Annotated in this window: 13 protein-coding genes; 8 read left to right on the top strand and 5 right to left on the bottom strand. The window is 61.3% G+C overall.

Features of this window, described 5'->3' with window-relative positions; translation table 11 throughout:
* Positions 1-2: 2 nt before the first annotated feature.
* Positions 3-380 carry a PAS domain-containing protein gene (locus J1C52_RS05865; protein ID WP_227427003.1) on the bottom strand — a complete coding sequence of 126 codons (378 nt, stop codon included), beginning with the start codon at positions 378-380 and terminating at the stop codon, positions 3-5.
* Positions 381-451: 71 nt separating this feature from the next.
* Positions 452-2,050 carry a glycerol-3-phosphate dehydrogenase gene (glpD, locus tag J1C52_RS05860; protein WP_227427002.1) on the bottom strand — a complete coding sequence of 533 codons (1,599 nt, stop codon included), beginning with the start codon at positions 2,048-2,050 and terminating at the stop codon, positions 452-454.
* Positions 2,051-2,301: 251 nt separating this feature from the next.
* On the opposite strand from glpD, the gene J1C52_RS05855 reads away from it, so the two are divergent.
* The 5 genes from J1C52_RS05855 to J1C52_RS05835 all read left to right on the top strand — a co-directional run bounded on the left by J1C52_RS05855 (position 2,302) and on the right by J1C52_RS05835 (position 6,366).
* Positions 2,302-3,063, top strand: a complete 762-nt coding sequence (locus tag J1C52_RS05855) for a DeoR/GlpR family DNA-binding transcription regulator (RefSeq protein ID WP_227427001.1) — start codon at positions 2,302-2,304, stop codon at positions 3,061-3,063.
* A gap of 162 nt (positions 3,064-3,225) precedes the next feature.
* A complete protein-coding gene (locus J1C52_RS05850) occupies positions 3,226-3,834 on the top strand; it encodes a Ykof family thiamine-binding protein (protein WP_227427000.1) in 609 nt (202 codons plus the stop codon).
* Between the two features lie 4 nt (positions 3,835-3,838).
* A complete protein-coding gene (locus J1C52_RS05845; protein ID WP_227426999.1) occupies positions 3,839-4,627 on the top strand; it encodes an ABC transporter permease in 789 nt (262 codons plus the stop codon).
* Positions 4,624-5,373: an ABC transporter ATP-binding protein gene (locus J1C52_RS05840; protein WP_227426998.1), complete on the top strand. Its 750-nt coding sequence runs from the start codon at positions 4,624-4,626 to the stop codon at positions 5,371-5,373. The genes J1C52_RS05845 and J1C52_RS05840 overlap by 4 nt, the downstream gene beginning before the upstream one ends.
* 3 nt (positions 5,374-5,376) lie before the next feature.
* A complete protein-coding gene (locus J1C52_RS05835; RefSeq protein ID WP_227426997.1) occupies positions 5,377-6,366 on the top strand; it encodes an ABC transporter substrate-binding protein in 990 nt (329 codons plus the stop codon).
* Between the two features lie 131 nt (positions 6,367-6,497).
* On the opposite strand, the gene J1C52_RS05830 is transcribed toward J1C52_RS05835, so the two are convergent.
* The 3 genes from J1C52_RS05830 to J1C52_RS05820 form a co-directional block, all read right to left on the bottom strand.
* Positions 6,498-8,456 (bottom strand): tripartite tricarboxylate transporter permease, encoded by a 1,959-nt coding sequence (locus tag J1C52_RS05830; RefSeq protein ID WP_227426996.1) that lies wholly within the window; start codon positions 8,454-8,456, stop codon positions 6,498-6,500.
* 108 nt (positions 8,457-8,564) lie between these two features.
* Positions 8,565-9,656, bottom strand: coding sequence for a Bug family tripartite tricarboxylate transporter substrate binding protein (locus J1C52_RS05825; protein WP_227426995.1), 1,092 nt, complete (start codon positions 9,654-9,656; stop codon positions 8,565-8,567).
* A 28-nt stretch (positions 9,657-9,684) separates the two neighbouring features.
* Positions 9,685-10,566, bottom strand: coding sequence for a fumarylacetoacetate hydrolase family protein (locus J1C52_RS05820; protein WP_227426994.1), 882 nt, complete (start codon positions 10,564-10,566; stop codon positions 9,685-9,687).
* Positions 10,567-10,653: 87 nt separating this feature from the next.
* Between J1C52_RS05820 and J1C52_RS05815 the strand changes: the two genes are divergently transcribed.
* The 3 genes from J1C52_RS05815 (at position 10,654) to J1C52_RS05805 (ending at position 12,797) form a co-directional block, all read left to right on the top strand.
* Entirely contained in the window at positions 10,654-11,337 is a 684-nt protein-coding gene (locus tag J1C52_RS05815; RefSeq protein ID WP_227426993.1) for a GntR family transcriptional regulator, read from the top strand.
* 480 nt (positions 11,338-11,817) lie between these two features.
* Positions 11,818-12,291, top strand: a complete 474-nt coding sequence (locus J1C52_RS05810; protein ID WP_227426992.1) for a hypothetical protein — start codon at positions 11,818-11,820, stop codon at positions 12,289-12,291.
* A gap of 14 nt (positions 12,292-12,305) precedes the next feature.
* On the top strand, positions 12,306-12,797 hold the full coding sequence (locus J1C52_RS05805; RefSeq protein ID WP_227426991.1) for an HGGxSTG domain-containing protein: 492 nt from the start codon (positions 12,306-12,308) through the stop codon (positions 12,795-12,797).
* Positions 12,798-13,199 lie beyond the last annotated feature (402 nt).

Raw genomic sequence — 13,199 nt, 5'->3', positions numbered from 1 at the left:
GCTCAGACCGGGTTCTGCGCGCCCGCGAAGAACATCAGCCGGCCATCGGCGTCGTAGATCGGACGAATGCGCAGCCGGTTCACGAAGGCGCTGCCATCCTTGCGATAGTTCAGAATGTCGATGGTGAAGCGCGTCTGCGCCCGCAAGCCTTGGCGGATCGCCTCGACCGTGTGCGGGTTGGTATCCGGCCCTTGCAGAAAACGGCAATTTCGGCCCAGCGCTTCAGCGGGGGAATAGCCGGTCTGGGTCTGAAATTCGTCGCTGACAAAGACCATCGGGTTGTCGGGCTGCGACGGATCCGAGAAGACGACGGACATCTCGACCTCGTCTTCCTCTAGCAGAGAACGCAAATACCCTTGGTCCAACGGATTATCTGTCACCTGCCTGCCCCCCCGGTGCTGTTACCCTTGTTTTCTGCCCGTGGCCGAGCTGAAAGGCAAGCGGTGAGCACTTATTCGGCGGCGGCCAAACCGGGTTTGCGCTGTTGTTCTATCCACGCGTCCAAATTCTGGACCTGCTCTGGCGTCAGGCGCAGGCCAAGCTTGCTGCGCCGCCAGACGATGTCATCGGCCCGGCGCGCGTATTCATGCCGCATCAGCCAGTTGACCTCTGCCTCGGTCAGCGTGGCCCCGAAATCCTGCCCCAGATCGGCGGCACTTTCTGCCTGACCCAGGATTTGCGCGGCTTCGGTGCCATAAGCGCGCACCAGTCGGCGCGCCCAGAAATCTGTCAGAAAGGCAAAGCGCGCTTTCAGGTCGCGCTCCAGCGCCGCCACGCCATCCACCGGGAAGTCACCGCCGGGCAAGGGCACGCCCGCCGTCCACTGCCCCTTCGCCACGGGCAGGCAGGCACCGATCTTGTCCAAGGCGCTTTCCGCCAGGCGGCGATAGGTGGTGATCTTGCCGCCAAAGACATTCAGCACCGGCGCGCCCAGACTGCGATCCACTTTCAACGTGTAATCGCGGGTTGCTGCCGTAGCGCTGCTTGCCCCGTCATCATAAAGCGGGCGGACACCCGAATAGCTCCAGACAACATCGTCCCGGCCAAGCTGTTGCTTGAAATACTGGTTCGCAAAGGCCAGCAGGTAGTCTTGCTCGGCCTCTGTGCAGATCGGCGGTTGCGACGGGTCGGCATGTTCCGCGTCAGTCGTGCCGATCAGGGTGAAATCGGTTTCATAGGGAATGGCAAAGATGATCCGCCCATCGGTGCCTTGGAAGAAATAACACTTGTCATGGTCAAACAGTTTGCGGGTCACGATATGGCTGCCGCGCACAAGCCGCACCCCTTCGCGCAGGTTCAGCCGCACCTTCGTCTGGATCACGTCGCCCACCCAAGGGCCGGCCGCATTCACAAGCATCCGCGCGCGGTGCACCCGCGTTTGGCCTGTTTCGGTATCTTGCGTTTCCACCCGCCACACACCGCCGTCGTTGACCGCGCTTGTGACCTTGGTGCGCGGCATGATCCTGGCCCCGCGCGCCTGCGCGTCGCGCGCGTTCAGCACCACAAGGCGCGAATCCTCGACCCAGCAATCGGAATATTCGAACGCTTTGGCGAAGCGCTTTTGCAGCGGCGCACCTTCGGCAGTGCCGGCCAAGTCCAGCGTTGCGGTGCCCGGCAATATCTTGCGCCCGCCCAGATTGTCATACAGGAACAAGCCCAGCCGGATCAGCCATGCGGGGCGGCGCCCCTTCATCCATGGCATGAAGGCCCCCAGCAGCTTCGAGGTCGGCGTTTCCGCGTCGAAGCGCATATCCGGGTGGTAGGGCAGCACGAAACGCATGGGCCAGCTGATATGGGGCATGGCTTGCAGCAAGGTTTCACGCTCCAGAAGCGCCTCTCTGACCAAGCGAAACTCGAAATACTCCAGATACCGCAGCCCGCCATGGAACAGCTTGGTAGAGGCGGACGAGGTCGCTGACGCAAGGTCGTTCATCTCGGCCAGCGTCACGGACAGCCCGCGCCCCGCCGCATCGCGCGCGATGCCGCAACCATTGATGCCACCGCCGATGATGAACAGGTCGGTGATGTCTGTGTCGTCCGCGTGGGTCAAGGCTCTCTCCAATGGATGCGAATCTGTTCGTTCTATGCCAAATATGGTGGAAAATCGCAATTGAATGCTGTTCGTTTTAATTCGTTTTCTACGAAATTAGCGCCAAAATGTGACTTTTTCGCGCCGAAGCGACACGAATTCAGGCAAAACCGAAAGACTGCCAATTGCCTTTTCGGGCGTTTCCCGGAATGCTCGGCGACGGTGCAGGGCCGGGCTTCGGGCCGGTCGGCAGGAACAGGCAAAGGGCGATCATGTCGCAAACACTCCGTCATCCTGAAATTCTGGAGATCGCGCGCAAGGATGGCAAAGTCACCGTCGAGGGGCTGGCGCGCCATTTCGATGTGACCCTCCAGACCATTCGCCGCGACCTGACCGAACTGGCAGAAGCGGGCCGACTGGAGCGCGTGCATGGCGGGGCGGTGCTGCCCTCTGGCACGACCAATATCGGCTACGAGGAACGCCGCGCGCTGAAATCCACCGCCAAGCGGGCCATGGCCCGCGCCTGCGCCGCCCGCATCCCCAACGGCATTTCACTGTTCCTGAACATCGGCACCTCGACCGAGGCGGTGGCCCAAGAACTGCTGCACCATGAGAACCTTCTGGTCGTGACGAATAACATGAACGTGGCGAATATCCTCGCGTCCAACAGCGCCTGCCAGATCATCGTTACCGGCGGGCAGCTGCGGCGCGCCGATGGGGGGCTGGTGGGCAATCTGGCCGCAGAGACCATTCGCCAGTTCAAATTCGACCTTGCCGTGATCGGCTGCTCTGCGCTGGACAAGGACGGCGACCTGCTGGATTTCGACATTCAGGAAGTGGATGTCAGCCAGACCATCCTGCGCCAGTCGCGACGCACCTTTCTGGTGGCCGACCAGACAAAACTCAGCCGCAGCGCGCCCGCGCGCATCGCGTCCCTCTCAGCGATCGACACGCTCTTTACCGACCAGCCGCTGCCTGCCGACCTGACGGCAAGCTGCGCGGCTTGGGGCACACAGATCGTCGTGGCAAGCTGACCGCATTTATTTTCCCGCCCCCCTTGCCCACGGGCACCGAAAGTGCCACCTTCCCCGCACCACAGGGGAGTCGCGTAGTGCCGCGGCTGAGATGCAGGGTGGCAAGCCCTCGGACCCTTATAGCTGATCTGGATCATGCCAGCGTAGCGAGGAGGACACATCATGTTCGCGGGCGCACAAGTCTCTCTATACCCAATGACCGACGGGTTCGTCGGCGTCATCATCGACGCGCTCGGCGCGCTCGACCCGTGGCGCGACCGGTTGCGGATCGAGACAGACGATATTTCGACGTTGATCGTAGGACCACCAGAGGTGTTGTTCCCGGCGCTGCGCGACCTCTATGTGCAGGCGGCGTCCACGGGCGTGCATGTCGTGTTGCGCTGCACCCTGTCGCGTGGCTGTCCGGGCGAACCTGATGACCCGATTTGCCAAAGCTCAGCCCTTGCGAACCCCGCCGAACCCTTGGCGACGCGGCAAGAGCGGGCGCTCGCGCGCGTGGCCACCGCCGCACATCTTGGGCAGCCCGCCGACGCGCAGTTCTCGCTTTACGTGATGGGCGCGGGCGACCACATGGCAGAGATCATGGGCTGTATCGCTTTTCTGAAAGACAGCGGCACGTTCGACCGGTCCAAGAATTTCTGCACAAGGCTGACGGGGGATGCGGGGCCGGTCTTTGCGACCTTGCAACAAGCCTTTTGCCAGTTCGGCCCGCCCAATGGCCATGTCACGATTGATCTGACCGTTTCGGCCAACAGCCCCTCCAAGCGCTGATCCGATGCGACACCCCCTGCCCCGCCGTTCCGGCAAGGGGCTGGCCCGCGGCATTCCCACCCTGCTGAGCGTGGCCAGCGCCTTTGTCCTTTGGGAAGCCTATGTCCGGCTGTCCGGTATCTCTGCGCTGGTCTTGCCACCGCCATCGCGGGTGCTGGACCAGATCGTGCAGAACCGGGCGCTGTTGTGGGACAACACGCTACCCACGCTACACGCGACTTTTGCCGGCTTTGCCTTGTCCCTGAGCGTTGCCTTTACGCTCTCGGTGGTGTTGGATTTCCTGCCGCGCCTGCGCAAGGCACTGTTCCCGATCTTCGTCATCAGCCAGACCTTGCCGCTTGTGGCCATAGCACCCTTGGTCGTGCTGTGGTTCGGGTTCGAGTTGACGCCCAAGGTGCTGCTGGTCGCGCTTGTCACCTTCTTTCCAATGCTGGTGGCCTTGGTCGATGGCTACGCATCAACCGACCCGGATATAGAGGCGCTGATGCGCTCGATGGGGGCCACGCGCGGACAGGTGTTTCGCGCCGCGCGCTTCCCATCCGCCATGCCCTATTTCTTCGCGGGCCTGCGTATATCCATCACCTATGCCGTGGTTGCGGCCATTTTCGCCGAATATGTCGGCGCGCGGGCGGGCTTGGGCATCGTGATCCTGAACGCCAAGAACAGCTTTCGTCCCGACCTGATGCTGGCCGCCGTGGTCATCAGCTCGCTTCTGACCTTGGCGCTGTTCGGGGCGGCCGCGCTTTTGCAGCGCATCGTGCTGCGCTGGCGCAACCCGGAGGGGCGGGCATGAGCTACCTGTCGTTGCAGGATGTCAGCCTCAGCCTTGGCGACACGGCCATACTGGACCGGGTTTCGATGTCGCTGGACAAGGGCGAATTCGTCTCTGTCCTTGGCCCGTCAGGGGCGGGCAAATCCACCATCCTGCGCGTGCTGACCGGCAGCCTGGCCGCGCAAAGCGGCACGATCACCTGCGCGGGCCAACCCTTGGCGCGCCGGAATGACCGCTTCGCATTCATGCCGCAACGCGATGCGCTTTTGCCGTGGCGGCGGGTCATCGACAACCTGACGCTGGGGCTGGAAGTGCAGGGCATGACGCGCAAAGCTGCGCGGGCGCGGGTCATGCCGCATCTGGCGGAATTCGGGCTGGACGGGTTTGAGCGGCATTACCCGGCGGAATTATCTGGCGGGATGCGCCAGCGCGCGGCCCTGTTGCGCACGGTGGTGCAGGAGCGCGCGGTCCAACTGCTGGACGAACCCTTCGGCGCGCTCGATGCGCTGACACGGTTGCAAATGCAGCGCTGGTTCGAGCAGCGCTGGCAAGACGCGCGCTGGACCACCTTGCTGATTACCCATGACGTGCGCGAAGCCGTGGCGCTGTCGGATCGCATCTATGTGCTGTCGCGCCGCCCCGCGCGCGTGATCGCCGACATCCCTGTGCCATTGCCGCGCCCAAGGCTCGCGCGCGCGCCCTGTGCAAAGGCCCACGCGCTGGAAGCGCAGATTCTAGACATTCTGCTTCACCAAACCGGAGAGTGACCCATGAAACACATCCTGACCGCAGCCCTTCTGGCCAGCGCCCTGCCCGCGGCGGCCCAGACCAGCCTGAGCGTGGCGCTGGACTGGACCCCCAACACCAACCATGTGGGCCTTTATGTCGCCCAAGCCAAAGGTTGGTTTGCCGATGCGGGGCTAGAGGTCGACATCCTGCCCTTTACCGACACATCTTCTGGCACGCTGGTCGCAACCGGCGTGGCCGAGTTCGGCATCCTTAGCGCAGTTGGGTTTCATACGCAGCGCGCAACCGGCGCCGACATGACCGTTGTGATGGCCGTGGTGCAGCACGAAACCGGGCGGCTGGTGTTCAACGGTAATCGCGACGACATCCAGCGCCCTGCCGATCTGGATGGCATGACCTATGCAGGCTTTGGCAGCGCTTGGGAGAATGCGCTGATTTCCACGATCATCCGCAATGATGGCGGCACAGGCGAATTCGACACGGTCACGCTGAGCACCTCTGCCTACGAGGCTTTGGCCAATGGCAGCGTCGATTTCACGCTGGAGGTCAGCACCTGGGAAGGGGTCAATTCGGTTCTGCTGGATCGGCCGCAGCGCGCCTTTCGCTATGCCGATTACGGCGTGCCCGACCAGCACACGACCTTTCTGGGGGCCAATGGCACATGGCTAAAGCAGAACGCCGACACGGCACGGGCGTTCATTCAGGCGGCGCAGCGCGGATATGCGTTCGCGGCCCAGAACCCGCAGGAAGCGGCTGAAATCCTGATCGCGGAAACCGCCGGAATGCTGAGCAATCCGGACCTTGTACGCGCCTCGATGCAGGCGCTGGTCGCGGGCGGCTACCTGCAAGACCCCGGCGAAGCTGTCGGCCTGATCGACCCCGACATGATGGCGAATATCACGCAATTCCTGTTCGAAGCGGGCATCTTGCGCGACGCGGACGGCAACCTGCTGACCAGCCCGCCAGAGGTGGAAGGCTGGTATACCAACCGCTTCCTGTCCGGCATTGAATGACACGATAGACGGCCTGCAACTCATGCCGGTTGTCAGCGCGGGGCCACCCCGGCCCCGTGCGAACGCGCCTTGCTTTCTCAGGGGGCTGCGTCTGCGCGCAATGCGGCGCAGCCCCCTGTTGCACGGATAGCCTAGAACAGGCTCGCGATCAGAATGCCCTCGGGCGGCGTGATGCGCATCAGCGTGAAAAGCCCGTTGATGCCAAGGAACAGAACTGCCGCATAAAGCGTTGCGCCCAGCAACCGCATTCCGGCAAAGCGGATCAACACCAGCAAAAGGAAGGCGGCGGTGGCCAATTGGAACCCGACCAGAGCGATGCCAAATGCGTAGCCAAGAAGAAGCGCGATGATCGGGTAGTCGGATTTCGCTTCGACATGAAACAGGTCGCGATGTGACAGGAACCGCCGCATCTCTCGGACAAGAACGAAGATCGCGAGGGCCAGACCCGGAACGATCGCCAGAAGCGGCAACAACCTTGCATTGGCCCGAAAGCCCGTCACTTCGAACAAGGCATACCCAAAGATCAGCACGCCCAGCCCCGCCATGGCCAGCCGTGCGGCACTTGTGCCAGCAGGCTCGACCGCCGGTGGGGTCGCAATGTCATCGTTCTTTACGGTTTCGCCGGACCCGCGTTTTTCGCGCCAGATGGTCCAGCCACGCCACAGCAGGGGAAAGACGATAAAGGACGCGATCAGCAAAACCCCCGGACGCGCCAACCACGTCCAGCCATGGATCTGCGTGGTCAGCCAGAAATACTGCTCGACAGGCTTGGCCAGAACGAAGCCGACAAGGATGGGCGCACGGGGCCATTCCGCTTGTTTCATGATCCAGCCAATGACGCCCAATAGCAAAAGCATCGCGATATCGCCCATCGACTGCGTGGCCTGATAGGCACCTGCGATCATCACCAGCATCAAAGGGGCGGCGATAAGTGCAAAGCGAATCCGTGTCAGTTGCGCGACCATCGGTGTGATCGCAAAGCAGATGGCCGCCCCGACGATGGATGCAAGAGCCACGCTCCAGACGATCAGATACAGCAGGACTGGCTCTTCCGTGACCATGCGCGGGCCGGGGTAGAAGCCGAAGCTGAACAAGGCGCCAAGGAAAATCGCGGCAGCAGGGCCACCCGGCACACTGAAAAGCAATGTCGGCACAAGGTCCGAGATCACGGTCGCATTATTGGCCCCCTCGGCGGCGGCCACGCCGCGCGGCTCGCCTTTGCCGAACCGGGATTTATCCTTGGTCGACCGCATGGCATGGCCATAGGCAACCCAAGTCGAGGCATTCGCTCCGACGGCAGGCACGAAGCCGCCAAATGTGCCGATCAAGGCCGAGCGCAGGATAAGCCACCGGCTTTTCCAAAACTCGGAGAAGCCCGCCGACCAATTGCTGACAACCTGCTTCTTTGCGGAAATACCGCCGCCCCCGGACAACATGCTGATGATTTCGGGCACGGCGAACAGGCCAAGCGCCACGATGGTCAAGGACAGGCCGTCCAGCAAATAGGCCTGCCCGAAGGTGAACCGGAAATTCGCTGCCGCGGGGGCCGGCCCGATCGTGCCGATCAAAAGGCCAAGACAGCCCGCCGCAAGCCCGACCGCAAGGTCGCGCCCGATCATGCTGGACGCGAAATACAGCCCGACCATGGCAAACATCAGCAATTCGGGCGTGCCCAGCGCCAGAACAATCGGCCCGGCGACGGGAATGGCCAGCGCCAAGGTGATGGCCCCAACCAGTCCGCCAACCATAGAGGCTAGGAACCCAAGACCTAAGGCTGTCGCAGCCTCGCCTCGCTTGGCCATGGCGTGCCCTTCGATCGCTGTCGGCGCAGAGGCCGGCGACCCCGGCGCGCCAAGCAACACCGAGGTGATCGTGTCTGATGTGTAGACGACAGAGATTGCGCCCAGCAAAAGCGCCAGCCCCGCGTAATTGTCGAACAGGAAAACGAAGGGCAACATGATCGACACGGCGGCAACGCCGCCAAGGCCGGGCAGCATTCCAAACACCATCCCCGCCAAGACGCCCATCAACAGGGCGAACAGACGCAGCGGTTCGAATAGTTCCGAGAGAGCTGCGAGGGCAACATCCATTTGCGTCGAACTCCGGAGTTTGGGTCAGGCGAATTGAGTCAGGGGCATAACATGGAAAGATCGGCGGCGAGGGACCAGGCCGCCGATCCGGTTATTGGTGGTGTTCTATCAGAACTGGACGCCGAATTTCTCGCCCAACAGGTTGATAAGGTAGCTGCGCACTTCGTCACTCGGCTGCAAGGCGGCTTTCAGCGCCGCTTCGGCGTCCGCAGGCGAGGTCATGGCATAGCCACCCACCACTTGCTGCCCTTCCTCGATGAACTCGGGGTCCGCATTGATGCGGCCAACGGCATCGGCAAAGGCGGCAACGATCTCGTCGGACGTATCCGGATGCAGATAAGCCGTCAGACCGTAGGCAAGCGTCAGCGCGCCCATGGCCTGATATGCGTCCCATTCCACGCCGCTGGGTTCTTCGCCGAAGACATCGACATAGACCTCGTAGACCGAGGGCAGGTCCGGGACCGCCGGATCGCGCGCGACAAGGCGGCCATTCTCATCCATCGACCCGCCCGTCATGAGCGCAACCGCATCGCCGCTTTCGACGGTTGCGGCGACCTGGGTCATGTAGACGGGTGTGAACTGGAAATCGACATTCGTCTCGCCGCGCTCAAAGGCCAGACGGATCGGACCGCGCCCGGTAAAGCCCAGCACAGAACGCACATCGGCGCCAAGAACCTCGAACGACAGGAGCGTCGGAAGGTCGCTGGCGGCGGCGGCAATCCCGCCATAGATCAACGGCTCTTCGGCATTGACGAAATCGGCAGGCGTTTCAATTCCGGTGCCTTTGGACACATAGGTCACGCTGCCGAAGGGCAGACCGTAAGCCATACGCATTGCGGCCAGGTCGTATTCGACTTCCGGCTGCCCCAAGACATAGGGGTTCGCGGTCGAAGATGTGGTGAACAGGATGGTCTGCCCGTTCGGTTCTGCATTCTGCTGGAACCAGTTGGCACCCAGAATAGACCCGCCGCCGGGGCGGTTCGTCACTTCGATATTCGGATTTCCCTCGAGGTGGCGCTCCAGAAACTTCTCCAAGAAGCGCGCGGCAACGTCGGTTGCGCCGCCGGGCGCGAAAGGCACGACAACCTCGATGGTCTGGCCCGCGAAACTGTGTTGCGCAGCCGCCGGTGTGGCGCCCAGCGTTGCAGCGACGGCAAGCGCGGCCGCGACCGGTGCGATATAGGTGCTTTCACGTGTCATGTTGGTCTCCTCCCAGTTTGGTTTGCTGTCAGACAACGGGGTTGGACAATGTCCCGATCCCGCTGATCGTCACGTCAACCTTGTCTCCCGGAACAAGGTATTTCGGGGGCGTATGCCCAATGCCCACGCCGGCAGGCGTGCCCGTGGCAATGATGTCGCCCGGCTGAAGGGTCATCGTCGCGCTCAGCGTCTCGATCAGGCCGGGAATGTCGAAAATCAGATCACTGATCGGCGCGCGCTGACGTTCTTCGCCATTGACCGTGGTTGTCAGCGTTTGCCGGGTGATGTCGCCCATTTCGTCGGCGGTCACGATCCACGGCCCAAGCGGGCCGAACGTATCGAGGCTTTTGCCCACAAGCCACTGGTTGTGCCGCTTCTGCAATTCACGCGACGTGACATCGTTGCAGATCGTGTATCCGAAAATCACATCGAAGGCATTGTCACGCGTGACCTTGTGAGCAGGCTTCCCGATGATGAGCGCCAGCTCCCCCTCGTAATCGACCGTCTGCGTCGGGTCCAAAGAGCCGTGGATCGCGGCACCGTGCCCGATAAGGCTCGACCCTGCTTTGCTGAAGATGACAGGCTCGGGCGGGATCTCGTCCTTGCCGGTCGAATCGAAACCGCTGCCAAAGAATTCGCGGGCATGGGCGTGATAATTCTTGCCCACGCAAATCACCGCGGCACGGCGAGAGACCGCCGGCGGCAAAAGCGTCACCTCGGCAAGCGGCAGCTTGCGGGCGTCTGCGGCCTTTGCCTGCGCCTCTTGCAGTGCAGCCGCACCGCCCTCGATCAGCTTCAGAAGCGCCACGCCTGCACTGCCCACCGGACCTTCGTGCAAAACCGAAACTTCCCCGGCTTCGACAAGGCCAAGCCCTTCACCCGCCGAGCCCTTGAAGGCTGCTATCCGCATCTTTTCCTCGCTGATTTAATATTTTGTCGATGATTTATGTTTTCGTCGATATTGACTTGTCAAGGTATTTCTGTAAATTCGGCAAACATGGAAGACGGGACTTCGTTCAACTCCGAGCCGACTTTGGTCGAGCAGGCTTTCGCGGCCTTGCGGAAGGACATAATCGACGGCACGCGCGCGCCGGGCGAACGGTTGCGCATCGACAAACTGCGCAGCCTTTACGGGATCGGCGCATCGCCACTGCGCGAAGCGCTGCAACGGTTGGCGGCGGATGGTTTCGTGATCGCGTCAAGCAATCGCGGCTTCTTGGTAGCGCCGCTGAACCCCACCGAATTCGAAGACCTGAACACGGCGCGCATCGCCGTCGAATGCGCGGCGCTGCGTTTATCCGTTGTTGCAGGCGACGAGGATTGGGAAGCGCAGGTCGTCGCGGCGGCCTACTCACTGGAAAAGCTTGACAGGCAGCTTATCGACGGCACGTTGCAAGACTTCGACCGATGGGAAGTGTTGAACGCAAAATTCCATACAACACTTGTCTCCGCCTGCGGCAGCCGGTGGTTGCTGCGGCATCGGGACATGTTGCAGATCCAATGCGAAAGATACCGCCGGGCGTCGGTATACCACGCGCGGCTGAAGCGTGATCTGCTAACAGAGCACAGCGCGCTAGCAAAAGCCGCGCTGGCACGAGATGTCGAACTGGTGTGTCGACTTACCCAAGAGCATTACGCCAAAACAGCGAACCATTTGCTGGTGGATGCTTCCGCCGACTGATGACCCCTCAGTGCACACAGACCGCGATGTTGGATCGCGCGTCCGTGCGACCAAACACAAACAAAGCACAATGTGTCCGACAGCTTCCTGTTGCAAGCGCAGGCACCCCCAAGCTGTATCGCCTTGGCTTGGGTAACTGTTTCATTTTTCTGCAAAACAAGGGCATGATTTCCTTGCGTTTCCTCTCTTCTTGATATTTTTATCACTTGGTCAAATTTTTCAGAAGCCGCCAGTGAGCGGCCAAATTCTATTCAGTGATTGAGAACACCACGACCGTCACGTTCGCGCTTGGCCCTGGCCGCACCAACGACTGACCAAATCGCACTCCTTTTTGCCGGAAGGCATAGTGTCGAATTATTCGGAAACGACGCGCGTCGGCTTCATGGCGCTGCCGTCGATCCGCGAGCGTGTCGCGAAGCCCGATCTGCCCAAAACCGAACAAACCAACTGGACTTGATACCTACCGAAAGGACCAAACCCATGAAACGCATTTTGCTTGCGACTTTTGCAATGATCGGCGCCTCGGCGGCTTCGGCTGGCGAGTATTGCGAACTCGATGGTGCCGAGATGTTCTACTGCACCTTCAACGGCGGCACCAAGGCCGTCGAGCTCTGCGATGCCTATTGGCTGGATGGCGACATGGCGTCCTACGGCTTTTTCCAGCGGGGTGGCGAGATCGAGAAAGAGATTACCACCGACAAGGCATCGCTGATCTATGACGAAGGCACCGGCATGGGCGGCCTGATGAGCGAGTCCGTAAGCTTTCAGGCGGGTGGCGGCTACGCATACGAGGTCTTCTGGTGGGCCGAACAGGGCGATACAGAGCTCAACGGCGGGATCAACGTGCTTCAGAACGGCGACCAAATCGCCAATCTGTCCTGCGACCCCGGATCGGTGCGCCACGAATTCACCGAATTCTTCGGCCTGATCGACGCCGCGCAGGTTTCGCCGTGAGGCAATAGGCTGTCTTGATCGCGGCAAGGCTTGGCCTTGCCGCGCAGGCGCAGGCGTTCTGCGATGAGGGCATTTTACAAACCGACGTGCTGTGCTTGACCGCAGAGGCCGAAGAGATAAAGGTTTGCCGCACGGCCCATCCCGAAACCGGCGGCGGTGTTCTGACCCTGTATCTTGATCCGGCGCTGTCCGAAGGGCCGATGGTCTCTGTGGTCGAGGAAATTCCCTTTTCGATGACACTCGGCACCGGCGGCTATCCGTGGGACACCTATGGCCTGACCTTCTTTCACGAAGGCGGTCGGGCCGTGCTGAGCTTGCGCCGTGGGATAGATGCGACGGATAACGACGACGTCGAAATCACGCTTTCCCTGTTCGAGCGCGGGGTCAAGCCGAGATGCAAATTCCATGGTGGGCTGTCTACTGGGCCAAAGACAGAGGCCGGAAAAGGCAAGATTGCGGCTGCGCAACGGTTGCGGTGGAAGCGCTACAGACAGACCAATGATTAAACCTCACATACTGAAAAGCTGGGCGGATTGCGGACTTTCGCTGCACAGGCGAAAGCATCCCGTCGAAGACTTGATAGTAGCCTTTCGCGTTTCAGCTTCGTCAAGCAACTTGCTGCTCCAGGGACCAAGATCAACCAGTGGCAGTCGGTTGCGTTTACAAAGTCGCAGTTCGCCCACGCAGGGTCTGACATTCCACTCAATTGGCGGCGCGCCCGAGTCAGCCATCAACTAGGAAACCATGCCTCGCAGCGCACGTTCGCATATGATCGCGAGAGTAGCTCGCCTGGATGTGGAGAATTGCGAACAGTGAACCGCCCCGGGTTTACCGGAGGGCAAAACTCTCGGAGGATTGCCCGTTATGGAACAGAATCGAAAGAAGACCTCAAAGCCGTATTCACCTGA

This window comes from Roseibaca sp. Y0-43 (genome assembly GCF_020667835.1).
GTDB lineage: Bacteria > Pseudomonadota > Alphaproteobacteria > Rhodobacterales > Rhodobacteraceae > Roseinatronobacter.
Note: the sequence above shows the minus strand (reverse complement) of the source record. Positions and strands in the feature narration are given on the sequence as shown.